Here is a 24,916-nt window from a genome sequence, read left to right on the forward strand (position 1 = left end):
GGTGCCGACTCTCTCCTCTGACAGCCTAACGGCAGGCCGGGGAGGAAACCTGAATATTCATCCCCAGCTGACAAGTCCCCCACGGCGCCTGCGGCGCAGCGGAGCTGCCTGATTCTGGAGAGTATGGTGGATAGCCGTGAAGAGTACCTCAGCTGGTCCCACGTTTCCCTTCAGAGATGTGGTGCTGGGCGCGCTGATACCTGCATTCATCTTCAGCACCGGCATCGGCGCCCTGCTACCGATCATCGCCCCCTACAGTGTGGAGCGCGGCGCCACCCTGGCTACCGCCGGGGTCGTGGCTGCCATGCTGCCTGTAGGCCAAATTCTGGCCGACCTTCCGGCTGGTCAGCTGGCAGCCAAAATCGGAGACCGCCCCGCCATGCTGTTCGCTGGGTGCGTCGCCGCGCTCGGGTTCCTCGGTGCCGCGTTGGCCCCCTCGGTGGTGACTTTGGCCGTTGCTGTGCTGTTGGTCGGCGCCTCCAACGCTGTTTTCCACCTTGCACGCCACTCCTATCTCACTGCTGTGACACCTGCGGGGAACCGGGCGACTGTACTCTCCACCCTCGGTGGGGTGCACCGTATTGGTCAGTTTGTGGGTCCGTTTCTGGGAGCGGGAGTGATTCACTTCTTCGCGATGAGCGCGGTGTTCTACCTCGCCGTCGTCACTGCTCTAGCGGCAACGGTCACAGTCTGGCTTGCCCGCCCGCCCCAAGAAGAGAAGTACGACTCCACAGACCAATCGGTGTCCCAAGAGATCACCAAGCCCCGCTTCTGGAGGGTACTTGGTGACCACCGGGGAATGCTTGCCACGTTGGGAGCCGTGGGGATGATGGTCGGTGCAATACGAGGTGCGCGCCAACAGGTGATTCCACTATGGGGCCAGTACATCGAGCTCGATCCCACTACGATCTCGTTGCTCTTCGGTCTGGCTGGAGGCATCGACATGCTTCTGTTCTATCCCGCCGGAAGAGTAATGGATCGGTGGGGCCGCTTGTGGGTAGGGGTACCTGCGATGACCATGCTGGGTATCGCCATGGCGCTGTTCCCGCTGACCTCAAATGCCACTGGCCTGGCCCTGGTTGCCATGTTGCTGGGATTCGCCAATGGCTGGGGCTCAGGCATCATGATGACCATCTCTTCAGACATCTCACCACCTGAAGCTCGCCCGCAGTTTCTGGGGGCCTGGCGACTCCTGACGGATATCGGTCTCGGGTCCGGACCGCTGATATTGGCCGCTGGGGCAGCTCTGGGTTCGCTCGCCGGTGGGGTGTGGGTTGCCTCATCCGTGGGACCGCTTGCGGCAGCGGGAATGCAGCGCTGGCTGCCCCGATACTCTGATCATGCTAATCGCACCACACGCCGCCGTGCCGGGCTAGTGGACTAGTCGATTACTGGGGTCCTGCGACGGTGCCGCTGTGCTGCCGCGCACCACGAGCTTGTAGGGAAGGTCAATTGAGACTTGGTCATCACTTTCGACCCTCCTGAGCATATGCTCGGCGGCTATTCGCCCCTGACGCGCCGGCTGCTGGTCCACGGTGGTCAGCTGAAACAGCTGGCCCAACTCATGGCCATCTATGCCGATGACAGACATTTGCTGCGGGACGGCGATTCCTAGGTCCTTCGCCGCCAACAGAGCGCCGATGGCCATCTCGTCAGAGGCTGCTACCAGGCCAGTCATGTGATTTTCAGGCGAGCCGTAGAGCTGTTTGGCCGCAGAGTGCCCGCCAGCAATGGTGAAGTCGGCAGACTGCACAAGAGCCTCATCGGGCTCAAGGCCCTGCTTGTGCAACGCCGAAGTGAAGCCCTGTCTCCGCGTGCTGGGCACGTGATAGTCGACGTCGAACGCTTGGTCGCCGCCGATATAACCGATATCGCGGTGTCCCAGTGCCAGCAGATGCTCCGTGGCCAATTGAGTCACTGCGTGATCGTCGATGGCCATGCTGGGCAGCTCGCGAAGGGTTCCTCCCAGCACGATCACTGGCAGCCCCAGCTCCTTAAGCTGCCTTGTCTCCCAGTTGTCCAGCTCCAATGCGACGACAATGACCCCATCGACTCGGCGACGGCGGAGAAAAGCGCGGAAGATTTCACGACGGAGCTGGACATCGCGAGTGACGTTGTAGAGGATCAGGTCGTAACCGGCCCGCGTGAGCGTATCGGAAATTCCGGTGAGCACGGTGTTGAAGAACCATCGGTGAAGGTCGGGGACCATCACCCCAATGCTCCTGCTGCGCCCCGAGGCCAGAGTTGAAGCTGCTGAGGAGACCACGTAACCGAGTTCCTCAGCAGCATCGTTGACACGTTGCCGCGCCGCCGGGGACACATGGCCCCGTCCACTGAGCGCGCGCGATGCGGTGGCCGCCGAGACTCCAGCCGCTTGGGCGACTTCATCTAAACTGACCACGTCGCGACTTCCCTTCAGCTCTCGCCCTGGACCTCTAACCATACTGTGGCGTCAGCCGGGATCCGGTCATCGCTGAGCGGGATGCTGGAAACCAACACCCGGGAATTGCTCGGCATTCTCACCTCATCGGCATGAAAATTCGTGAGGACCAGTACGGGTCCGTTCTGGAACGCCAGAACGCCGTCAGGGTAGCCTTCCGCCCATTCGAGCTCACCTGTGCCCAGCCCGAACTGCTGGCGCAGCCTCAACAGCCTTCGGTACAGATTGAGGGTTGACCCTCCGTCGCTGCGCTGAGCATCCCGAGCTATTGCTCCCCAGCGCTGCGGCTGCGGCAACCAAGAGCGACCGGTGTCGTTGAATCCGTAGGCGGGTTGGTCAGACTCCCAGGGCAGCGGCACACGGCATCCGTCACGACCGTACTTCTGTCCATCGGTGCGGAACCATGTGGGATCTTGGCGTACGTGCGCAGGCAGATCATGAACCTCGTCGAGACCGAGTTCCTCCCCTTGATACAGATAAGCAGAACCGGGGAGAGCCAACATCAGAGCGGTTGCCGCCTGCGCACGCGGCAAGGCGTCGGCGCGGGAGGGCACGTTCGGGAAATCGGGCCCTATGCCGCTCCCCTGCGGAGTCTCCTCCACTAGTGAAAGTCTGGTGGCGTGACGCACCACGTCGTGATTCGACAGAACCCATGTGCCTGGGGCCCCTACTGCGGCAAATGCCGAAACGGACCGATCGATGATGGAGCGCAGCTCTGAAGCGTCCCAAGGAGCTAATAGGTACTCGAAGTTGAAGGTCTGGTGCATCTCATCGGGACGGACCCACAGCGCCATCTTCTCCACCGACGAGACCCACGCCTCACCGCAGAGCGCACGGTCGCCGTCGTATTCGTCCAAGACAGTCCTCCAATCTCGGTAGACGTCGTGGACCGCAGGCTGCTCGAAGTATGGCGCTGGGATCTCTTCGCCACCCATAGAGGCGGCCTCAGGATCCGGTGAATAGTCCGGAAAGTCCTGGTCTTTGACGAGGCCGTGAGCCACGTCCACACGGAAGCCGTCCACTCCCCTGTCGAGCCAGAACCGCAGAATCCTGCGAAACTCTGTCTTGACCTCCTCATTGGACCAGTCGAAATCGGGCTGGCTCGAGTCGAACAAGTGCAAGTACCACTGCCCCAATGACCCATCAGCCTCCTTGATCCGAGTCCAAGCCCCACCGCCGAAGATGGACTCCCAATTGTTTGGCGGGTGCTCCCCGTGCTCGCCGAGACCATCGCGGAAGATGTACCGACTGCGCGCAGGACTTCCCGGTGGTGAGGCGAGAGCTTCCTGAAACCATGGGTGCTGGTCGGAGGAGTGGTTCGGCACAAGATCGACTATCATCCGGATGCCGTGTGCGTGCGCCTGAGCCAACAGCGCATCGAAGTCATCCAGAGTGCCGAAGATCGAGTCGACGTCACAATAGTCGGCGACGTCGTATCCCGCATCCTTCTGGGGTGAAGTCATAAAGGGGCTCAGCCAGATAGCATCGATCCCGAGCTCGTGGAGCTCAGGAAGGCGAGAGGCGACCCCTTGGAGATCGCCGACGCCGTTGCCGCTGGCATCAGCAAAAGACCGAGGGTAGATCTGATAGATGACCGCGCTGCGCCACCATTCGTGGCCGCCGGCGGAATTGTTGGTGAGGTGCTCATCGTGCGGTGAGGTCATACTTCCACCATATATGGAAGCGATTCCACGTACCACTCATACAATACCTTCGCTCTTTTGGGTCTTTTTTCTGCGCAATTATGTCTCCCGCCAGCATTTATAGGGAGTTGCGTACATCACATTATGTGTCCATACTGGAAGCGCTTGCACTCGACTGCTTGAAGCCCAAGCGTCACCACACACTCAGAGAGGCACATCATGAGGACGCATGCCCCAGATATCTTCCGTATCTCCGCAGTGCTCAGTATCTCCGCACTGGCCCTGACAGCCTGCGGCGGCGACGGTGGCGACAATGCTGCCAACGCTGACGAGGCTGACGGGGACGGCGACACTGCAGCACCGGAAGCCGCCGGCGAACTGGAGGTGTGGGTTGACGCCGACCGCGCAGATGTCCTCGCCGATGCGGCATCCGACTTCGAAGACGACACCGGCATCGCGGTCAACTTGGTCCAGCAGGACTTCGCCGAAGTGCGCGACCAGTTCGTCTCTCAGGTTCCCACCGGAGAGGGCCCTGACATCGCGGTGGGAGCCCACGACTGGCTCGGGGTCCTGGTCACAAACGGTGTAGTGGCACCGGTGGAACTGGGTGACGCGGCCGAGGACTTCGAGGACGTGGCGATCGAGGCTTGGACATACGACGGGCAGGTCTATGGGGTTCCTTATTCCATCGAGAACATCGCACTGCTGCGCAACGCGGACCTGGTGGACCAAGCCCCAGATTCCTTCGACGAGATGATCGACCTGGGCGAAGAGTCCGGCGCCTCATACCCGTTCCTGGTGGGGCTCGATGCACAGACGGCCGATCCGTACCATCTCTACCCATTCCAAATGTCCTTCGGTGCGCCCGTCTTCGGTCAGAACAGCGATGGCTCCTACGACGCCGAAGAGCTGACGATCGGCAATGAAGGAGGAGTTGAGTTCGCCCAGTGGCTGTCTGACCAGGGCGAGGCAGGGACGCTCAGCACCAATATTGACGGTGATCTGGCGCTGGAGAACTTCGTCGACGGCGAGTCACCCTTCCTACTGACCGGACCGTGGAATGTTCCGGCTGCTGAGGAGGCTGGGATCAATGTGGAGGTCGACGGCATTCCAGCCGCTGGTGATCAGGAAGCTCAGCCGTTTGCCGGAGTGCAGGGGTTCTTCCTCTCCGCACAGAGTGAGAACACGTTGGCCGCCACAACGTTTCTGGTCGACTACGTAGGCTCTCCGGAGGTTCAACAGTCGCTGTACGAAGTCGGCGGGCGTGCACCGGCGCTGACTGAATCCTTCGAAAGTGCCATGGCCGAAGATGACATCGTTGCGGGGTTTGGCGAAGTTGGAGCAGAGGCCGTCCCCATGCCAGCCATTCCTGAGATGGGCGCGGTGTGGGACTACTGGGGGGCAAGTCAAGCAGCCATCATCAACGGTGAGGGCGATCCTGCTGGGCTATGGGAGCAGATGAGCGAGGACATCGCCGAGGCCACGGAGTAGCCCATGGCTGGCGAGACCACCAGCGGCAGACCAAAACAGCGGGCCGCCGCGCGAAGAATGACTCGTCGTCAGAAGCAGGCATCGACATTGATCGACGCGACCTCCTCCGGGTGGAAGCTCATGCTCTTCAAGATTGTGGTTCTGGGTCTGCTATGCGCCACCGCCGTCTATGCAGCACTAGTGCTGTTCATGAACCAGCGGTGGCTGGTGGGATCATTAGTCATCGTAGGAGCCGCCGGGTTGACCTGGATCTACCTCAAGCGAGGTGCCCTTCCCGCCAAGTACCTCGCGCCGGGGCTGGTCTTTCTGCTCATTTTTCAAATCTTTGTGGTGCTCTACTCGGGTTACGTGGCGTTCACCAATTACGGCACGGGCCACAACTCCACCAAAGATCACGCGATCCAAGCCATCATGCTTCAAGCGCAGGAGAGGGTTCCTGACTCCCCCACCTACGAGGTGTCTGTTCTGGAAGATTCAGGAGAGCTGCTGAGCACTGATGAGCTGTATCTGGCAATAGTCGCTGGTGACGGAGAGGTACTCATCGGAAGCGAGGATGAACCGCTGGAACCGAGCAGTGCGGCGACCGTACAAGATGGACGCGTCGTCGCCGCTGAAGGATACGACGTCCTGGAGTTCAACGAGCTGCTCAACCGTCAGACCGAGATCACCGACCTCTCAGTGGCCATGAGCGAGGACCCCAATGCGGGGTATCTCCGAACTCAGGATGGTCGACGAGCCTACGTCTACACCTCGCGGTACATTTACGATGAGATGGCCGACACCATGACCAGCTCGGAGACCGGAACGGTCTACAGCGACACTGGCGAAGGCGCTTTTGTAGCTGATGACGGCGAACAGCTGCTGCCAGGCTGGCGGATCAATGTGGGCTTGGACAATTTCGTCAACGCCGTGACCGAGGACTCCATTCGAGGGCCCCTCATTTACGTCACTCTGTGGACGTTCGCGTTTGCTTTTCTCTCTGTGGCGACGACCTTCGCGCTCGGTCTGTTCCTCGCCGTTGTCTTCAATGACAAGCGCATGACGTCCAGAAAGTACTACCGCTTGGTGATGATTCTGCCCTATGCCTTCCCGGGATTCCTCTCGGCTCTGGTTTGGGCGGGCATGATGAACCAGGAATTCGGGTTCCTCAATAATGTGCTCTTCGGCGGCGCCTCGATCCCCTGGCTGACGGATCCGTGGTTGGCGAAAGTCAGTATCCTCATCGTCAACCTGTGGCTCGGCTTCCCCTACATGTTTCTAGTCTGCACCGGGGCTCTTCAGTCCATACCCGAAGAACTCACCGAAGCCGCCCAGGTGGACGGGGCGAAAGCCTTCCAAGCCTTCCGCAGCATCAAGCTCCCCCTGCTTCTGACGGCGTTGGCCCCGCTTCTGATCAGCTCATTCGCCTTCAACTTCAACAACTTCAACTTGGTGTACATGCTTACTGGCGGCGGCCCGCGGGATGTTTCGGCAGGAGTCAGCGTGGGGTCCACCGACATCCTGATCTCCATGGTCTACAAAGTGGCGTTTGTCGGAGCTCAGGCAGACTACGGTCTGGCCAGCGCGTTCTCCATTCTGATCTTCATCATTGTCGGCACGATTTCGGTGTTGGCCTTCCGTAAGACCAAAGCACTCGAGGAGCTGAACTGATATGGCCGTGACAGCTCCCGGATCGACACTGATTGCAGGAGAACAGACTACGGCAGTCGGCTCAGCCCGCCTGCGGCGGCAAAGGTATCCACGGGCCGAGAAGCCGGCGCTGGCCCGTCGTCCTTTCAAGAAGTGGTGGCGTGAAACAGGGTGGAGGCATCTGGTCGGAGCGGGCGTCGTCGTCTTCTCCGTCTTCCCGCTCGTGTACGTGCTCTCCGCTTCGCTCAACCCCGGCGGCACCCTAATCTCCGCGAACTCACTGTTTAGTCGAGTCAGCCTGGGCAGCTACGTGGAGCTTTTCAACCGCCCCCAGCAGCCCTATGCAGCGTGGTTCCTCAATACCCTCTTCATCGGGTTGACTGCCTCGGCCGGGTCAGTCCTGCTCGGTGCGCTGGCAGCATACGCGTTCTCCCGCATGCGTTTCACCGGGCGACGTGTGGGTCTCATCACCCTAGTGCTGGTCCAAATGTTCCCTCAGCTCTTGGCCATGGTCGCCATATTTCTGCTGATGATGGGCATAAGCGAGGTCTTCCCCGCCATCGGTCTCAATAGTCAGATCGGGCTGATCATGGTGTATCTCGGAGGGGCGCTGGGTGTGAATACGTATCTGATGTACGGGTTCTTCAATACTGTCCCCACCTCCATCGACGAGGCAGCTCATATTGACGGGGCTGGACACGCGAGAATCTTCTTCACCATCATCCTTCCGCTGGTTTCTCCCATATTGGCGGTGGTCGCCCTGCTTTCCCTGGTAGCGAGCCTGAGCGAGTTCGTCATCGCCTCCGTGCTGCTTCGCGATCCCGAGCGACAGACCCTGGCCGTGGGGTTGTTTCAGTTCATCTCCCAGGAGACCTCTCAGAACTGGTCGGTCTTCGCTGCCGGTGCAGTGCTCGCAGCGGTCATACCTGTGGCCCTATTCCTTCTGCTGCAGCGCTACATCGTCTCAGGGCTCACTGCCGGGAGCGTGAAATGACTTACTCGCTGCTGCCTCATCACGACGGATCGTCGCTGTACGTCTCCACGCAGTGTCCAGCACTCGGTGAAACAGTGACGCTGAGGTTGCGAGTGCCCAACAGCTATCCACGTCTGCGGAGCGTGATAGTCCGCTCCAACCCGGACCACGAGCCGCACTGGGACACTGCACAGGCGATCGGCTCCGCAGCTGGGTGGGAGTGGTGGGAGGCTGAGATCACTGTGGCCAACCCGCGGCACGGCTACCGGTGGATGCTGGTCCACGATGCCGCGGAGTCCGGGGAGAAACTGCCCGTGAAGTGGGTCAATCAGGCCGGGTTACACACCGGGGAAGTGCTCGACGCCGCGGACTTCAGTCTTGTGACCCAGGCTGCAGCGCCACCCTGGCTGACCGAGTCAGTGATGTATCAGATCTTTCCAGACCGTTTCGCCAAGTCGGCATCGAGCTCGTCACGCACCGTCCCGGATTGGGCCCAACCGGCGCAGTGGGAGGATGCAGTAGATCCGGTCATGCCGGCGCGGGTCCGCCAGTTCTACGGAGGAGATCTCGACGGCATCACCGCAAGACTCGAGCACCTGCAGAGCCTCGGCGTGGGAATCATCTACCTGACTCCGTTCTTCCCAGCCGCCTCCAACCACCGTTATGATGCTGCAAGCTTCACCACGGTGGACCCGCACCTGGGTGGAGAAGCCGCGCTCATCCGCCTCATCAGCGCTGCCCACGAGAGAGGCATGAGGGTGATCGGGGACCTGACAGTCAACCACTCCGGAGACGGACACGAGTGGTTTCAGCGTGCCGCGCAGGACCCGGCCGCACCGGAACGGAGCTTCTACTACTTCTCTGGGCAGTGCGCTGAGGCGGACTATGAATCATGGTTGGGCACCCCTTCGCTTCCGAAATTCAACTGGGATTCCCGAGGGCTCCGAGAGGCATTTATAGAGGGCCCAAACTCCGTAGTAGCTATGTGGCTTAGACCACCGTTCAACCTCGATGGTTGGCGCATCGACGTGGCGAATATGACCGGTCGTCTGCGCGAGGTCGACCTCAATAAGGAGGTCAGAACCATTATGCGGAGCACGATGGAGCACGTGAAACCGGATTCAGTGCTGCTGGCGGAGTCCACCAATGATGCCACCAGTGACCTGACCGGAGATGCCTGGCACGGCGCGATGACCTACCCCTCCTTTACGCGACCGCTGTGGCGATGGTTGTCGTCCCCGCAGCACAGGCCGTACCGCTTGGCACAGGATGAGGAGGAGACCGTCCCTTGGTTCTTCGGTCAGCCAGCAGGCGGCATTCCTACGGGCACGGCCCAGGAGTTCGCCGACGCCGTCGACCGCTTCAACGCTCCTATCCCCTGGCGCGTACGGCTGGGCAACATGCATGCTCTGGATACCCACGATACGGCTCGCTTCGCCCAGAACGCCGCCCCGGGAACGGTGCCCGTGGCGGTCGCTCTTCAAATGACGCTGCCGGGACTGCCGACTCTGTTCGCAGGGGACGAATTCGGGCTCCTCGGCGCAGACGGCGAGCTCAGTCGCACTCCCCTGCCCTGGAACAGGCTTGAAGAGCCCGAAGTGCGCCAGCGGGTGCAGCTCTACCGAGGGCTGATCACTCTCCGGCAGCAGCATCGTGTGCTGCAGCACGGTGGGATGCGTTGGCTGCACGCTGATGAGCACAGCGTGGCTTTCCTGAGGGAGTCCCGCGAGGAGTCACTTCTGGTTTTCGCTTCGGCGCCGACTGCTGCTGGGGACCACTCGGTGGTCCTGACCGAGGGACTGCCAGAGACCGATTGTGCAGCACCTCTGTGGGGCACGGCCGCTCTCCTGACCACCTCGCAGGGAGTGCAGCTGCGTGCGCACGGCCCGGCATGTGGCATCTGGCGCCTTCCCGGTGTTACCGTCCCGGCTCAGTAGCCGAGGTTCCCTCACCGGTTGACCGGCGTCACATCTCTTCGGCTGTCGGCTGAGCAATATACGATTGCTTGCGCATTGTGGAAACGTCCACCAGAGAGGGCACTAGTGAGTCCCAGCCGCCAGCGGATTGAAGAAGTTTTCAAGCAGGTCACCAGTCGCAACCCTGGGGAACTCGAGTTCCATCAGGCGGTGCGGGAAGTCTTTGACTCTCTGCCCCAGCTGTTGACCCGGCACCCCGAGTATGTGGACGCCTCCATCCTTGAGCGTCTCTGCGAACCTGAGCGTCAAATCATATTTCGTGTGCCCTGGACCGAGGACAACGGTACCGTGCGCATCAACCGAGGCTTCCGCGTCCAGTACAACTCTGCGCTGGGACCCTACAAGGGTGGGTTGCGCTTTCACCCCGATGTACTGCTGGGCACGGTCAAGTTCCTGGGGTTCGAGCAGGTCTTCAAGAACGCCCTGACCGGCCTCCCCATCGGTGGCGGAAAAGGTGGCAGCGACTTTGACCCCAAGGGTCGGACTGACGCTGAGATTATGCGTTTCTGTCAGTCCTTCATGACTGAGGCCTACCGGCACTTAGGAGATCGGCTGGATGTGCCGGCCGGAGACATCGGCGTCGGGCGTCGCGAGATCGGCTACCTTTTCGGCCAGTACAAGCGCATCGCCAATCGGTACGAGGCCGGTGTGATCACTGGTAAGGGAGTAACCTGGGGAGGCTCGCTCCTGCGCACTGAAGCGACTGGCTACGGTACGGTGTTCTTCACCGAGCACATGCTCCGCGCAGCGGGACGCGGATTCGACGGCAGAACGGTCCTTGTCTCCGGTTCCGGTAACGTCGCCATCTACGCCATTGAAAAGGTCCATGAGCTCGGCGGCACCGTGGTGGGCGCGTCGGATTCGTCTGGGAGCATCTACGACCCTGACGGCATCGACGTGGCGCTGCTGCGGGAGATCAAGGAGCAGCGGCGCGGTCGAATCATCGAGTATGTCGACCGTCGCCCCAGCGCGCAGTTCCTCGACGGCAGAAACGTGTGGTCCGTGGCAGAGCGGATTCCGGTGGACGTGGCCCTGCCATGCGCCACTCAGAATGAGCTGGACGAGAACGACGCCGCGACACTCATCTCCGGAGGCGTGAAGGCAGTCGCTGAGGGCGCAAATATGCCCACCACCCCGACTGCGATCGACGCGCTGGAGCAGGCTGGGGTGCACTTCGGCCCAGGCAAGGCGGCCAACGCCGGTGGTGTAGCCACCTCCGCCCTGGAGATGCAGCAGAATGCGAGCCGTGACACGTGGTCGAGCGAGTACACCGAACAGCGACTTGCGGACATCATGGAGAAGATTCACACCCGCTGTGCTGAGACGGCCGAGGAGTACGGTGCCCCCGGTGACTATGTCGCAGGGGCCAATATCTCAGGGTTCGTTCAGGTGGCTGACGCCATGCTCGCCCAGGGCGTGATCTGAGCCTGGGCAGGGCTCAGCTCAGTGAGCCGAAGGTGACCGGCGCAAGGTTGGCAGTCTCCTCCTCAGTGAAGAGTCTGGAGCGGACAATGAATCGGTGACCGGTGGGGCCTTCGATGCTGAACCCGGAGCCTCGTCCTTTGGTGACATCGATAGTGATGTGGGTGTGGGACCAGTATTGGTACTGCGGCTTGGATATCCACACTGGCACCGGCTCAGGTGTTCCCGGAGTCAACTCCCCCAGCAGAACATCCTGAGGTCCGGTCATAAAGGTGCCCTGTGTGTAGCACATGGGCGCTGAGCCGTCGCAGCAACCTCCCGACTGATGAAACATCAGCGGCTTACCCTGCTCGTCACGGAGTCGACGAAGCAGAGCGGCCGCATCCTCCGTCACTGCGACGCGCTCAGTACCCATGGTGCTCTCCTTCACTCTGAATTGGTCTGACAGTCTAGAAGAAGCCGAGTTTATCTTCCGAGTAACTGACCAGCAGGTTCTTAGTCTGTTGGTAGTGGGCCAACATCATCAGGTGGTTCTCCCTTCCGAAGCCCGACTGCTTATAGCCGCCGAACGCAGCGTGGGCTGGGTACTGGTGGTAGCAGTTAGTCCACACCCGGCCAGCCTGGATATCACGTCCGGCGCGGTAGGCGATGTTCTGCTCCCTGGACCAGACCCCCGCTCCTAGCCCGTAGAGGGTGTCATTGGCCAGAGAGATGGCGTCGTCGTAATCAGAAAAATCAGTAACAGAAACCACCGGCCCGAAGATCTCCTCCTGGAAGATGCGCATGGAGTTCTTCCCACGGAAGATGGTCGGCTCCACGTAATATCCCTCTGCGAGGTCACCGCCCAGATTTGCCTGATGCCCGCCGATCAGCACCTCCGCGCCCTCTTTCTGTCCGATATCCAAGTAGCTCAGGATCTTCTCCAGCTGGTCATTCGACGCTTGTGCACCGATCTGGGTGTCCGTGTCGAGGGGGTTGCCCTGTACCACCGCCCGGGTGCGCTCAACTGCCGCCTCCAGAAAGTCGTCGATGATGCTCAACTGGATGAGGGCGCGCGAGGGACACGTGCACACCTCGCCCTGATTCAGCGCAAACATCGTGAAGCCTTCGAGTGCTTTGTCGTAGAAGGCATCATCACGAGCTGCCACGTCCTCGAAGAAGATGTTGGGCGACTTCCCACCGAGCTCAAGGGTGACAGGAATGAGGTTCTGGCTTGCGTACTGCATGATGAGTCTGCCGGTGGTGGTCTCACCAGTGAAAGCAATCTTCTTAATTCGCGGGCTAGACGCCAGCGGTGCACCGGCTTCGGTGCCGAATCCATTAACCACATTGATCACACCAGCCGGCAGCAGGTCACCCACCAGTTCCATGAGCACAAGGATGGAAGCGGGTGTCTGCTCAGCGGGTTTGATAACTATTGCATTTCCTGCTGCCAAAGCAGGGGCGAGTTTCCACACAGCCATGAGAATAGGGAAGTTCCACGGAATGATCTGCCCGACGACACCCAGCGGCTCATGGAAGTGGTAGGCCACGGTGGTGGCGTCGATTTCGCTGTTGCTGCCTTCCTGGGCGCGAATTACTCCGGCGAAGTAGCGGAAGTGATCCACCGCGAGCGGCAGGTCAGCCGCAAGAGGCTCCCGAACCGCTTTGCCGTTGTCCCAGGTCTCAGCCACCGCGAGCATCTCAAGGTTCGATTCAATACGATCAGCGATCTTGTTCAACACCACTGCTCGTTCGGCCACTGAGGTCTTACCCCAGGATGGAGCAGCCTTGTGGGCCGCATCCAGAGCCAGTTCAATGTCCTCCGCGGTGGAGCGCGCCACCTCCGTGAACGATTTCCCCGTGACCGGCGATGGGTTTTCAAAGTACTGACCCTTGACGGGGACAACCCACTCACCGCCGATGTAGTTCTCATATCGTGGTTTGAAGCTGACAACGCTGCCTTCAGCGCCTGGTTGTGCATAGACGGTCATAGCGACTCCTTCGTCGACTTGTATGTGGAGTGGTACAGATCACTACTTGTCTCCAATGGTATGGCTTGCCGGGTTGCACAAACGTTGCATCGTGCGAGCTGAGTGATTGGGCGTAAGCTGTGATATGTCACACACTCTTTGCCCGGGAAGGAGTGCCGGATGAAGGCCGTCCCAGATGAACCGCAGACCTGGGAGGCGCTGAAGCCTGTGCTGCGCGATTCGTGGCGCCGCTCTGCGCAGTTCCTCAGGGATCCCGGTCACGCTGTGGCGCCGGTGAACGTCACCGACGAAGAACTGAGCGCCTACCGCAACTCCCATCCGCTCCGCCATGTGTTGCCGGTCTTCGACAAGCTCCTTGTCCAGCCAGCTGCTGAAGCCGGTCTTATCGTAGCTATAGGCGACGCTGCGGGTCGGCTGCTGTGGGTCGACGGAGACCGCACGTCCCTCCGCCAAGCCGAAATCTCGGCCTTCCAACCCGGCGCCCTCTGGTCGGAGGAGGCCATCGGCACCTCCGCCCCGGGTATCGCCCTCGCTACCGGAAGCGGCGCCCAAGTTCATCAGGAAGAGCACTTCGCCTACTCCGCACATCAGTTTTTCTGCTCAGCGGCACCCATCCGGCACCCCGGGACCGGCCGAATATTAGGGGTAGTTGACCTCACCGGTGACGAACGGGCGGTGGCAACGCACTCGCTGCCGCTAATCTATGCAGCAGTCACGGCCGCCGAGGCAGAGCTGAGATCCCTGCCCGCAGACACCGGGGTGGTTGAACTGACCACGCTTGGCACCACGCAGCCGCGAATTAGTTTCGGGGCTGCAGCTGAGGTCCTCAGCCTCAGGCACGCTGAGATCCTCACCCTGTTGGCATGGTATTCAACAATGCACCAGAGGGGGCTCAGCGCTGGCGAGCTCGCTGAGCTCATCTTCGGCGAAGCCGGTCACGAGGTGACGTTGCGAGCAGAGATCGTGCGCCTCCGGAGATTTCTCCGATCCACCTCGGCCTCCGCCGGGTTAGACCTCTATTCGCGTCCTTACCGACTGTCCGCCCCCGTCGACGTCGATGCCCTCACGACGCTGACAGCGTTGACTGCGGGAGATCGATCTGCCGCCTTGAACACGTACCAGGGCGCTTTACTGCCAGCCTCGGATTCCCCCGGCATCGGCGTCCTGCGCCGGCATGTGTCAGCGGTTCTCCGTGAGGCACTGCTCGCTGACGGCAGTCCGGATGAACTTTGTCGCTACCTACGATTGAGCGAGGCCGCAGGTGATGGAGAGGTTTTGTATACTGCCCTACGTATGCTTCCAGCCGAATCTCCGCGGCGTGCCACGCTAGTCGCCAGCGCTCAGGGTTGGGAATTGTGACGACGAGCTCCGCATACACGGTCCTGGCCCCAGGGATCGACCTCGTCTCTGAAGTTGTCCGGAAGAAGTCCCGTTTCCGAGCGGTGATGCGCAGGGTCCGAACGATCGAGGACGCCCAGAGCTTCGTCGACCAGTTGCGTACCAAACACCCCAGCGCCCGCCATCATTGCTCTGCCTGGGTGATCGGTCATGATCGGGGTACCCTGCGAGCAAATGACGACGGCGAACCGTCCGGAACGGCTGGAGCGCCAATCTTAGGCGCTGTCACTCGGGCAGACATGCCGGGGGGCCGAGCGGACCTCAGTGATGTGGTGGTTGTGGTGATGCGGTGGTTTGGTGGAACTCTGCTGGGCACCGGCGGTTTGGTCAGCGCGTACTCCGATTCTGCTGTGGCTGTCATAACAGAGGCGCATGCACAGCAGGCGCTGCGCATGCGGCAGCCGATGCGCCATTTCAGACTGCCCGCGCCAGTCGGCGATGCGGGGCGCTGGGAGTATGAGCTCCGTTCTGCACACATCACCGTTCACGGCACGGATTACACATCCTCCGCGGGCGCGGCAACACTGGAACTCGCTGTCGCCGATGACCAGGCTTCGCTCAGCCGACTCCACACTCTCACCGCCACTTTGAGCAACGGAACTGCTGAGCTCGAGCCCTACGGCACCGATTGGCACGACGCTGTCATTGCGTCCTAGGTTCAGTCGATCTTCTGAGCACGAACCGCAAGGGGTGGTAGCCCCATGTCCATGGTCTCTGTCAGCCCATCAAGGGACTGCCGATGAAGGGGTCGATCCAGAGCCCAATGAAGAGGATCGTGAGGTAGAGAATCGACAGATGGAAGAGCTTCATCGCTCGTTTGTCGGTCAATGACTCGTTCTGAGCCCGTCGGTAGAGCACGTGAGACTCGTAGATGAACCAGCCTCCGGCGACGAGCGCGAAAGCCGAGTAGGTGATTCCCGCCCATCCGAGTGGGATGAGCAGCAGCGAGCACGCAACGGTGGCCCAGGAGTAGAGCACCACCTGCACGGAGACCGTCTTTGCAGAGGCGACCGCCCCCAACATGGGCACATCCGCGTTCTGATAGTCGGTGCGGTACTTCATCGACAGCGGCCAGTAGTGAGGCGGGGTCCACAGGAAGATGATGAAGAACAGGACCAGCGCAGGCCATTCGACGGCCTCCCGGACAGCTGCCCAGGCGATGAGAACCGGGAAACAGCCAGCAAGTCCGCCCCAGATGATGTTCTGTTCCGTCCGCCGCTTCAACACCATGGTGTAAATGACGACGTAGAAGAACATGGCTAGTGCTCCGAGGCCGGCGGCCAGTGGATTCGCTCCCACCCACAGCACAGTGATGGCTACTGCACCCAACGCCGAGGCAAACGTCAGTGCCTCCCGAGGAGTGAGCTCCCCCGTGACCAGAGGGCGTTTCTTCGTGCGGTTCATCAGCTGGTCCATGTCACGGTCCAGATAACAGTTGAACGCACCGGCGGAACCGGCCGCGAAAGCTCCGCCTACCATTGTCGCCAATGCGACCCAGAAGTTTGGCAACCCGCCCTGAGCGAAGAACATCGTGGGCAGAGTCGTGACAAGGAGCAATTCAATGACACGGGGTTTTGTGAGGGAGAGGTAGGCCGCAGCCTTCCGCTTGAAACCGATTCTCTTTTCTGGCGTCACTGCCGCTGCAACGGCTTGGTCCCCAGGGGTACGAGTGCTCAAATCGGTCACTGTGACAGTCTACCTTGTTCTACCACGTGTAGAAATTGGTGTTGTAAGGGTTACGCATCGATCTTCTCACGATCCATGGCGGCGGCGCCCTCAATGATGAATTCCTTACGGGGTGCCACCACCGAGCCCATGAGCAGATCGAACACCCGCTCTGCGGCCTCAGCGTCCTCAACTCGTATGCGGCGCAGCGAGCGGTGGGCGGGGTCCATGGTGGTCTCCGACAACTGATCAGCGTCCATCTCTCCCAGTCCTTTGTAACGCTGGATAGGCTCCTTATAGCGCCTCCCTGACTTCTCCAGATCCGACAGCAGCGCCACAAGCTCACTTTCGGAGTAGGTGTAGCGCACTTCGTTGACCTGTCTCCCAGAGTTGATGATTTCTACGCGATGAAGCGGAGGGACGGCGGCGAAGACCCTGCCAGCCTCGATCATGGGGCGCATGTACCTGAAGAAGAGCGTCAACAGCAGAGTGCGAATGTGCGCTCCGTCGACATCGGCGTCGGTCATGAGAACGACTTTGCCGTAACGTGCCACTTCAAGATCAAAGCTGCGGCCCGATCCGGCGCCGATGACCTGTAGCAGGGCCGCACATTCAGTGTTCGAGAGCATATCTGAGACTGACGCCTTCTGAACGTTGAGAATCTTGCCGCGGATAGGCAGCAGAGCCTGAAAGTCCGAGGACCTCGCCAGCTTCGCGGTGCCAAGTGCAGAGTCCCCTTCCACAATGAACAGCTCACTGGACTCAATATTCTTGTTCCGGCACTCCACCAGTTTCGCCGGCATTGTGGAGTTCTCCAGTGCGTTCTTCCGTCGCTGTGTCTCCTTGTGCTGTCGGGCCGCTATACGAGACTTCATCTCGGCGACCACCTTCTCCAGGACTCCGGTGGCTTCCTGCTTGTCCGCACGTTTGCTCGAAGTCAGGCGCTGCTCCAGCGCTTCGGAGACCACCTTGTTGACTATCGGCTTTGCAGCCGGCGTCCCGAGTATCTCCTTGGTCTGGCCTTCAAACTGCGGCTCCGCGATACGCACAGTCATCACAGCGGTGAGCCCGGCGAGTACATCGTCCTTGTCGACTTTGTCGTTGCCAGCCTTCAGCCTCCGGGCGTTGGAGTCAATGACTTTGCGGAAGACCTTCACTAGGGCCTGTTCGAATCCAGTGACGTGGGTACCGCCTTTGGGCGTGGCGATTATGTTGACGAAGGACTTGAGGGTGGTGTCATAACCGACTCCCCACCGCAGCGCTATGTCCACTTCACAGTCACGTTCCACATCCGTCATAACCCCCTCAACTGAGATGCGCTCTGTGAAGGCCCCATGGCCCTGGATGCGCCAGACATCCGTCACAGGTGCGTCAGCGCTGAGGTGGTCAACGAACTCGCTGATACCCCCGTCATACTGGAAGACCTCCTCGAAGTGCTGTGCACCGCGGTGATCGTGGATGACGATTCGTAGTCCAGGCACCAGGAATGCTGTTTGCCTGGCCCGGTCCACCAACTCCTGCTCTAGGAACTGAGCTTCTGGGGAGAAGATCTCCCGATCCGCCCAGTAGCGGACTGTCGTCCCGGTCAGGCCGCGCTTGGCCCTTCCGGAGACCTGCAGAGGGGAGCCTTCTTCAGCAGGTGTGAAGACATCAGCGGGCTTGTTTCCCGCGAAAGTCCCGGGCTCGCCGCGCCTGAAGCTCATGGAGTGGACTTTTCCACCGCGGGTGACGTGGGCGTCCAGCCGGGCTGAAAGAGCGTTGACCACCGAGGCTCCCACCCCATGCAGGCCACCCACCGCGTTGTATGAGCCGCCTCCAAATTTGCCCCCGGCATGGAGTTTGGTGAAAATCACCTCCAGGCCGGAGAGCCCGGTCCGGGGCTCGATATCCACCGGAATGCCACGACCATCGTCCGTGACCTCGACTGAGTCGTCAGGATGAAGCGTGATGTGGATGTTCGAGGCATGTCCGGCCAGCGCCTCATCCACTGCATTGTCAATGATCTCCCACACGCAGTGCATCAGCCCTCGGGAGTCGGTCGAGCCGATGTACATTCCGGGGCGCTTCCGCACTGCTTCCAGTCCCTCAAGGACCGATAAGTGTCGGGCGCTGTACTCGTCACGCTGAGCCAACAGGTGCCTCCAGTGATTGATAAAAGGGACTGCTTAACAGGTTACGGCGAAGCTTCCACCTTGAACCGCAGAAGCGCCGCCGCGCAGCGCAGCTGATTCGCCGGTGGCGAAAGCCACGCCTAAGGGAGGCAAAACGCGAATGCACAGCCCGGTCACGTGGTTGTATAGATGACACCATCACGCAACGCTAGGAGGCGAGAGCATGACAGCTACATCCAGCACCCTCGAGGCCACCCCAACGATGACTGCCCTGGACCGCTGCGATCGTTGCGGGGCGCAGGCCTATATCCGTGCTGTGCTCGGCTCCGGCGGTGCGCTCCTTTTCTGTAATCACCATGGCCGCGACGTGGAGCCCAAACTTCGCCCGCAAACAATCGAGTGGACAGACGAATCCGCAAGAATCAGCTGACCCTCACATACTTGTGTCGTGTCATGCACTAGGTGAGCGTGATGCGCAACTGATCACCAGTGACATTTCCGATATATGAAGAGATCCCCCGGGGCGCCCCGGGGGATCTCTTCTATTATTCAGTTGTTCGGGCCTACTAAGCCGGCGAGGATGAGAGCTCGCCACGACCATGGGTGATCAGTCCAGGTAATCCCTCAGGACCTGGCTGCGACTTGGGTGCCGCAGCTTCGACATGGTCTTAGACTCGATTTGCCTTATACGCTCCCGAGTCACCCCATAGACTTTTCCGATCTCGTCTAAAGTCTTCGGCTGCCCATCAGTCAGCCCGAACCGCATGGCAACGACTCCAGCTTCTCTTTCGGCGAGAGTGTCCAAGACCGAGTGCAGCTGCTCTTGAAGCAGAGTGAAACTCACCGCGTCGGAGGGCACCACAGCTTCGGAGTCTTCGATGAGATCACCGAACTCAGAGTCCCCGTCCTCACCCAGTGGCGTGTGCAGCGAAATCGGTTCGCGCCCGTACTTCTGAACCTCAACGACCTTCTCAGGGGTCATGTCCAGCTCTGCTGCCAGCTCCTCAGGTGCAGGCTCACGGCCCAAGTCTTGGAGCATCTGGCGTTGCACCCGCGCCAGCTTGTTGATGACTTCCACCATATGGACAGGAATACGGATCGTTCGAGCCTGGTCAGCCATCGCGCGCGTGATGGCCTGTCGGATCCACCACGTCGCGTAGGTGGAGAACTTGAAGCCCTTGGTGTAGTCGAACTTTTCCACGGCTCGGATCAGGCCAAGATTGCCTTCCTGGATAAGGTCCAGGAAAAGCATGCCGCGACCCGTGTAACGCTTCGCCAGGGAGACCACAAGCCGGAGGTTTGCCTCCAGCAGATGGTTCTTCGCCTTTCTCCCGTCAGCCACAACGAGCTCGTAGTCACGCTTGAGCCGCTTGTCCTTGACTGCGTCATTCTTCAGCTTGTGCTCAGCGAAGAGTCCGGCTTCGATGCGCAGCGCCAGGTCGACTTCCTGTTCAGCATTGAGCAGCGCCACTTTGCCGATCTGCTTCAGGTAATCCTTGACCGGGTCTGCAGTCGCACCAGCGGAGACGACCTGTACGGCGGGAGCATCATCATCGTCGGCATTTGAGATGACGAAACCGCGCCCGGAGCCGTCCTCCTCGTTGACACCGGATTTGGGCTCCATGATCTTCTCCGCGTCCTCACCGGACTCTTCAGCTTTGGCCACAGCTGTTTCCAGAGCCTCGGTCGGCGAGTTGGCCTCTTCAGCCAGGATTTCATCGACGGGATCAGCAGCCTTCTTTCGGCCACCCGTCTTCTTCGCCGGGGTGGACGTCGATGCTGTATTTTTCTTGGCTGTCGATGAGGAACTGCTTTTCTTGGCGGAGGATGACCGGGATGCGCCGCCTGCCTGAGAAGTCTTCTTCGCCGTCGTCTTAGCAGACGAAGAGCGATTCGACTTCTTGGCGGCGGGTTTCTCGGCCTCCTCAGCGGCGGCAGTCTCTTGTGTTGACTTCGACGCAGTAGTGGGCACGATGACCTTCCGTCTCGTTTACTGAGGTACCGGCGCTCAACGCGCCTATGACCCTGTCAAGTACCAGTGACGAAACATACGCCGCCTCGGGTTGCAGGGTCTTACGGTGTCCAACACAGCCCTCGTCCCATCCATTCCCCCGTTGCAGAAAAATTTTAGCGGCTCCCCGACCACCACGAGTAACTCGACTCCTTGACCTGTGCCCACGGGCACACGCCGAGGGTGCTGATACACGCCAACACGCTGCGGGCCACGGGCGGCGCGGCGGTGCTTCTCCACAGATCGGGATACTGCTCGCGCACTGCATCGGCGAACACCGAGGCTGTACTCCCGCTGCCCCGGAGCCATTCCACCCAGGAACGCAGACCCAAAATCTGAGCCCTCTGGGCATCGGCTGCGTAGGGCAGAAGATGGCGCAGCAGTGCAACAAGGGACTCAACGCGTTCCCACCGAGGAGGTTCGCAAGACAGCCCCCAAACCGCATCGGTGAGCGCTACCGTGCCCAGATCCGAGTCCCCCCTGGTAAGGAGATCCTCCAATGTGTCGATCCCGGTCACGGTTAGGGCCATCAGTATCTCGACATGCTCTGGGTGCTCCAGGGTCCGCACGAGAGCGGCGGTCTGTTCTGGTGAGCGGTGAACCCACCCGGCGTCAGCTCGGCGATCAGCCGGCGCCTCCCGCAAGCACCGGCGCAGAGCCGCTTCCCACAAGGCGGTCACTGCTTCGCTGCGGCGCGGAGGAGGTGCCTGATGTCCGCATACACGCCCCTGTTGGTCTTCGGTCACAAGGGGATTGGGAGCGAGAAAATCTCTCAGAGCCTCAAGGGGACTGCTGGCACGGGTGCTGACCAGTGCGGGGATCCGTTGAAGCGTGTTGCTCAGCGCGGAGTCCGCGTCCTCACCTGGGAAGGACTCGCGCTCATCGACGTCGCAGCTTTGAAAGTCGCGAATGTAGCCATGCCCAACGTGCCAAACCTTCACAAGTGAGGCCCCGGCCTGCTCCAGAAGTCCTCGTGCCAGAGCGGCCATCAGAATCTCGTACTGATCAGGACAGTCCGGATCAGGGATCTCGGAGTCGAAGATCAGGGCCATCGCAGCCTCTGGCGCTGGTGCGGCGGCGGGGCCGGCAATCCATTCTGCGCACTGAGCTCCCAGCCGCTCAGGCTCCCGGAGTACCGGGGCTAGGTCAACGCGCAGGTGCCCTCCTGTTGTACCAGCACTGAGTCCAATGATGACCAGTGAATCCTTGGGAAGATGACCGAAAGTGTGTTTGACCAGTGCAAGAGCATCCCCGGGGCGCTCTACGCTTAGTGGCTGTGCATCTGGCGGCGAGTGCTGCTCGTGTGGAGGTCGGTCGGGCTCGTGGTGTGCTGATGGATCGCTCATGCCCCCAGACTTCTGCAGCAAGCGGTACCCTGCGGACGCGCTCAGGCCTACTGTGGAGTGCCTATGCGTGTCGTTAATGCCCAATCGTTTGTGAGGAAAAACCTAGTCCGTCGACTGTTGGGGCGGAGCCTCGCCGTCGTTTGTCTCCGTGGAGTCGGGGGCTTCTGCTGAACCGGGAATCACATCGTCCGGCCGGCTGCGCAGAAATTCCTCCACTGCGGCTCCCAGTTCTTCTGCATCCGGCACAACGTCGTCCTGCTTCACCAGGAGGGAGCGCTGAGCAGTGGATGAGTACTGGTCAAAATTGGCTTCCAGCTTCTGGACCAGTTGCGCAATCTCCGGCGCCTGCTCAACTTGGCGGGAGATGTCGGCCTCAACTGACCTCGCAGCCTCGCGCAGCTCGTCGGTGGGCAACATCAGTTCACAGGCCGCGCCCGCGTATTCCAGGGCTGCCACCGCCACCTGTGGGTACCGGCCTGAGGCCAGGTAGTGCGGCACGTGCATGGTGTATCCGACGACGTCGCGACCAGCCTCATCGGCCCGCAACTCGAGAATCTGCGACAAACCTGCTTCGATCTGAGCATTCGGCGACCAGGTCGACATGCCTTCTATAAGGTCGCGCCGATTGCCGTGTGCCGTGACGCCCACAGGACGGGTGTGCGGAGTGGGGAGGCCCAGCGAGTCCACTGCCACGATGAGCTTCACATCCAACTGATCGACGAGTTTGAGGACGGTCTCTGCCACCCTCTCCCATTGGAAGTCCGGCTCATCGCCAGTCAGCAGGAGGAAGGGCCGGTCCATGGCGTCTCGCACTTCGAAGAGGTCCAGCCGGGGCCCCTGATAGTCGGAGAACCGGTTCTCAGTGAACGTGACCTGTGGGCGCCGGGAGCGGTAGTCGAAGAGTTCGTCCACATCAAAGCTGGCGACCTGCCGGTGCGGCAGCGTGCCCAGCAGACCTTCCGCCAGCTGCTCGGACAATGAACCGGCATCGGTGTGCCCAGCGACGGAGATCACCATAGGTCGGCGCGGCCCACGGACGTGCTCACCGTGGAGCACCAACTCCTTGTCCAGGGAAGGCTCCCCCGGCTCATCGTCGGAATCCTCGGTGTGAATGTGCAGCAGATCAAACTCGTAGGGATCGTTCACCGGCTGTGGATCCTCCCCTCCGGTGTTGTCGGGTCCGTTCAATGTCTATACGTGTGTCTGTGAAGTAACAGTTTCTCTATAGCATCGCATTCCCGCCAGTAATGACATCCGGTCGCAGAATGTGGATAGGATCGGACTTGTGATTAGTGAATTCGCTCCAACAGTGACCGCCGTATCCTCTGCCGTGCAGAAAGTTGACGCTGATGCCCTCGTGCTAGGCGTCGCGAAGGGCCCCGATGGGCCCGTGCTTCTGCCCAATCCGCTAGCCGAAAAGGCTGCCAAGGGGGTGGCCGATTCGCTGAATGCTCTGGGGGCCACCGGGGCTGCAGACCAATTGCTGCGCCTGCCTGGTGTGGAGGGCTATCAGTCGGAGACGCTCGTGCTGGTCGGCGTGGGCAAGCTGACCGGCGAGCCCGATGGCGGAGTGGCTTTGGAGGCACTGCGCCGAGCTGCCGGTTCAGCGGTCCGGCAGCTGACTTCCGCCGGATCAGTGGCCTTCGCTCTCCCCGCCTCAACCGTGGAGCAGGTCGCAGCCATTGCCGAAGGCGCGGCGCTGGGAGCTTACAATTTCCCGCATTTCAAGGGCTCCGAGTCGGCCAAGTCGAAGACTCCTGTGTCACACATCACCGTGTTGACCGAGCTGCGCGAAAAGCATACAAAGTCGGCCGTGGCCCGCGCAGGCGTCGTCGCAGCCGCTGTGCGTGCGACCCGCGATCTGGTGAACACTCCCCCCAGCCACCTCTACCCCGAAACCTTCGCTGATGAGGTGAAAGCAAATGCCAAAGGCACAAGACTCAAGGTGAAGGTCTGGGACCACAAAGATTTGGAGAAGGACGGCTTCGGAGGCCTTCTCGGGGTGGGCAACGGCTCCTCCCGGAAGCCCCGCCTGGTCCGGGTCGAGCACTCCCCCTCCCGCCCCGTGGCTCACGTGGCACTGGTCGGCAAGGGCATCACCTTTGACACCGGGGGAATCTCTTTGAAGCCCGCCAACGCGATGACGACGATGAAGTTGGACATGGCCGGTGCCGCTACGGTCGCGGCAGTCGTCCGAGCAGCTGCCGACCTTGACCTGCCTGTGAAGGTAACCGGATGGCTCTGCCTGGCCGAGAACATGCCCTCATCCACGGCTCAGCGCCCGGAAGACGTAATCACGATCTATGGCGGTAAGACGGTGGAGGTACTCAATACAGACGCAGAGGGCCGGTTGGTGATGGCCGACGGCATCGTCGCCGCCGGAGAGGAAAACCCTGATGCGATTATCGACGTGGCCACTCTGACAGGCGCCCAGATGATTGCACTGGGTCTCCGGACAGTAGGAGTCATGGGCCAAGAGGCCCTGCGCGAGAGGCTCATAAGAGCGTCGGACAGCGCCGGAGAGTCACACTGGGCGATGCCTATTCCTGAAGAGGCCCTCACCGGTTTCGAGTCCACCATCGCTGACCTGACGAACCTAGGTGCCCGGGAAGGTGGCATGCTCAACGCGGCGGCCTTCCTTCGTGAGTTTGTGCCGAACCGAGCCGATGCCGACGAGAACTCGCTCGATGCGGATTCCCAGCGAATACCTTGGGCTCACATCGATCTCGCCGGCCCCGCATTCAATGACAAGTCGGCATACCACTACGTGCCGAAGGGTGGAACCGGCGTGACGGTCCGCACCCTACTGTCATACCTTGAGGGTCTCGGCCGCTGATA

At 60.8% G+C, this 24,916-nt stretch carries 19 protein-coding genes; 10 read left to right on the plus strand and 9 right to left on the minus strand.

Going from position 1 to position 24,916, the window contains the following annotated elements:
* Positions 1-136: 136 nt before the first annotated feature.
* Complete coding sequence (locus D3250_RS10435) at positions 137-1,384, plus strand: MFS transporter (RefSeq protein ID WP_225973278.1); 1,248 nt, start codon at positions 137-139, stop codon at positions 1,382-1,384.
* On the opposite strand, the gene D3250_RS10440 is transcribed toward D3250_RS10435, so the two are convergent.
* Positions 1,373-2,401, minus strand: a complete 1,029-nt coding sequence (locus D3250_RS10440; protein ID WP_119903322.1) for a LacI family DNA-binding transcriptional regulator — start codon at positions 2,399-2,401, stop codon at positions 1,373-1,375. The genes D3250_RS10435 and D3250_RS10440 overlap by 12 nt on opposite strands.
* A gap of 14 nt (positions 2,402-2,415) precedes the next feature.
* Positions 2,416-4,104 (minus strand): glycoside hydrolase family 13 protein, encoded by a 1,689-nt coding sequence (locus D3250_RS10445; RefSeq protein WP_119903323.1) that lies wholly within the window; start codon positions 4,102-4,104, stop codon positions 2,416-2,418.
* A 198-nt stretch (positions 4,105-4,302) separates the two neighbouring features.
* Between D3250_RS10445 and D3250_RS10450 the strand changes: the two genes are divergently transcribed.
* The 5 genes from D3250_RS10450 to gdhA all read left to right on the plus strand — a co-directional run bounded on the left by D3250_RS10450 (position 4,303) and on the right by gdhA (position 11,577).
* A complete protein-coding gene (locus tag D3250_RS10450; RefSeq protein WP_119903324.1) occupies positions 4,303-5,574 on the plus strand; it encodes a sugar ABC transporter substrate-binding protein in 1,272 nt (423 codons plus the stop codon).
* A 3-nt stretch (positions 5,575-5,577) separates the two neighbouring features.
* Positions 5,578-7,224 (plus strand): ABC transporter permease subunit, encoded by a 1,647-nt coding sequence (locus D3250_RS10455; RefSeq protein WP_119903325.1) that lies wholly within the window; start codon positions 5,578-5,580, stop codon positions 7,222-7,224.
* 1 nt (position 7,225) lies between these two features.
* Complete coding sequence (locus D3250_RS10460; protein ID WP_119903326.1) at positions 7,226-8,197, plus strand: sugar ABC transporter permease; 972 nt, start codon at positions 7,226-7,228, stop codon at positions 8,195-8,197.
* Entirely contained in the window at positions 8,194-10,113 is a 1,920-nt protein-coding gene (locus D3250_RS10465) for a glycoside hydrolase family 13 protein (protein ID WP_119903327.1), read from the plus strand. Before D3250_RS10460 ends, D3250_RS10465 begins: the two co-directional genes overlap by 4 nt.
* Positions 10,114-10,218: 105 nt before the next feature.
* The gene (gene gdhA, locus D3250_RS10470; protein WP_119903328.1) at positions 10,219-11,577 is read left to right on the plus strand and encodes an NADP-specific glutamate dehydrogenase; all 1,359 of its coding nucleotides are present in this window, start codon (positions 10,219-10,221) and stop codon (positions 11,575-11,577) included.
* Between the two features lie 13 nt (positions 11,578-11,590).
* Here gdhA and D3250_RS10475 read toward each other — a convergent pair whose 3' ends face one another.
* On the minus strand, positions 11,591-11,989 hold the full coding sequence (locus tag D3250_RS10475) for a DUF779 domain-containing protein (protein WP_119903329.1): 399 nt from the start codon (positions 11,987-11,989) through the stop codon (positions 11,591-11,593).
* 34 nt (positions 11,990-12,023) lie between these two features.
* On the minus strand, positions 12,024-13,547 hold the full coding sequence (exaC, locus tag D3250_RS10480; protein ID WP_119903330.1) for an acetaldehyde dehydrogenase ExaC: 1,524 nt from the start codon (positions 13,545-13,547) through the stop codon (positions 12,024-12,026).
* A gap of 159 nt (positions 13,548-13,706) precedes the next feature.
* Between exaC and D3250_RS10485 the strand changes: the two genes are divergently transcribed.
* Both D3250_RS10485 and D3250_RS10490 read left to right on the plus strand, forming a co-directional pair.
* Positions 13,707-14,906 (plus strand): sigma-54-dependent transcriptional regulator family protein, encoded by a 1,200-nt coding sequence (locus tag D3250_RS10485; protein ID WP_119903331.1) that lies wholly within the window; start codon positions 13,707-13,709, stop codon positions 14,904-14,906.
* Entirely contained in the window at positions 14,903-15,601 is a 699-nt protein-coding gene (locus tag D3250_RS10490; RefSeq protein ID WP_225973279.1) for an IMPACT family protein, read from the plus strand. Before D3250_RS10485 ends, D3250_RS10490 begins: the two co-directional genes overlap by 4 nt.
* Before the next feature lie 61 nt (positions 15,602-15,662).
* Here D3250_RS10490 and D3250_RS10495 read toward each other — a convergent pair whose 3' ends face one another.
* Both D3250_RS10495 and D3250_RS10500 read right to left on the minus strand, forming a co-directional pair.
* Entirely contained in the window at positions 15,663-16,622 is a 960-nt protein-coding gene (locus tag D3250_RS10495) for a heme o synthase (protein WP_438830152.1), read from the minus strand.
* A 59-nt stretch (positions 16,623-16,681) separates the two neighbouring features.
* Entirely contained in the window at positions 16,682-18,742 is a 2,061-nt protein-coding gene (locus tag D3250_RS10500) for a DNA gyrase/topoisomerase IV subunit B (RefSeq protein WP_119903333.1), read from the minus strand.
* Between the two features lie 202 nt (positions 18,743-18,944).
* Between D3250_RS10500 and D3250_RS10505 the strand changes: the two genes are divergently transcribed.
* Positions 18,945-19,151 carry a DUF7455 domain-containing protein gene (locus D3250_RS10505; protein WP_119903334.1) on the plus strand — a complete coding sequence of 69 codons (207 nt, stop codon included), beginning with the start codon at positions 18,945-18,947 and terminating at the stop codon, positions 19,149-19,151.
* 177 nt (positions 19,152-19,328) lie between these two features.
* Here the strand turns inward: D3250_RS10505 and D3250_RS10510 are convergent, their stop codons facing one another.
* The 3 genes from D3250_RS10510 to D3250_RS10520 all read right to left on the minus strand — a co-directional run bounded on the left by D3250_RS10510 (position 19,329) and on the right by D3250_RS10520 (position 23,224).
* Complete coding sequence (locus D3250_RS10510; RefSeq protein ID WP_438830153.1) at positions 19,329-20,696, minus strand: RNA polymerase sigma factor; 1,368 nt, start codon at positions 20,694-20,696, stop codon at positions 19,329-19,331.
* 152 nt (positions 20,697-20,848) lie between these two features.
* A complete protein-coding gene (locus tag D3250_RS10515) occupies positions 20,849-22,078 on the minus strand; it encodes a DUF4192 family protein (protein WP_119903336.1) in 1,230 nt (409 codons plus the stop codon).
* Between the two features lie 102 nt (positions 22,079-22,180).
* Positions 22,181-23,224, minus strand: a complete 1,044-nt coding sequence (locus D3250_RS10520) for a PAC2 family protein (protein ID WP_225973280.1) — start codon at positions 23,222-23,224, stop codon at positions 22,181-22,183.
* Between the two features lie 139 nt (positions 23,225-23,363).
* On the opposite strand from D3250_RS10520, the gene D3250_RS10525 reads away from it, so the two are divergent.
* The gene (locus D3250_RS10525; protein ID WP_119903337.1) at positions 23,364-24,914 is read left to right on the plus strand and encodes a leucyl aminopeptidase; all 1,551 of its coding nucleotides are present in this window, start codon (positions 23,364-23,366) and stop codon (positions 24,912-24,914) included.
* The last annotated feature ends 2 nt before the right edge of the window (positions 24,915-24,916 follow it).

Source organism: Nesterenkonia natronophila, from assembly GCF_003595215.1.
Classification (GTDB): domain Bacteria; phylum Actinomycetota; class Actinomycetes; order Actinomycetales; family Micrococcaceae; genus Nesterenkonia; species Nesterenkonia natronophila.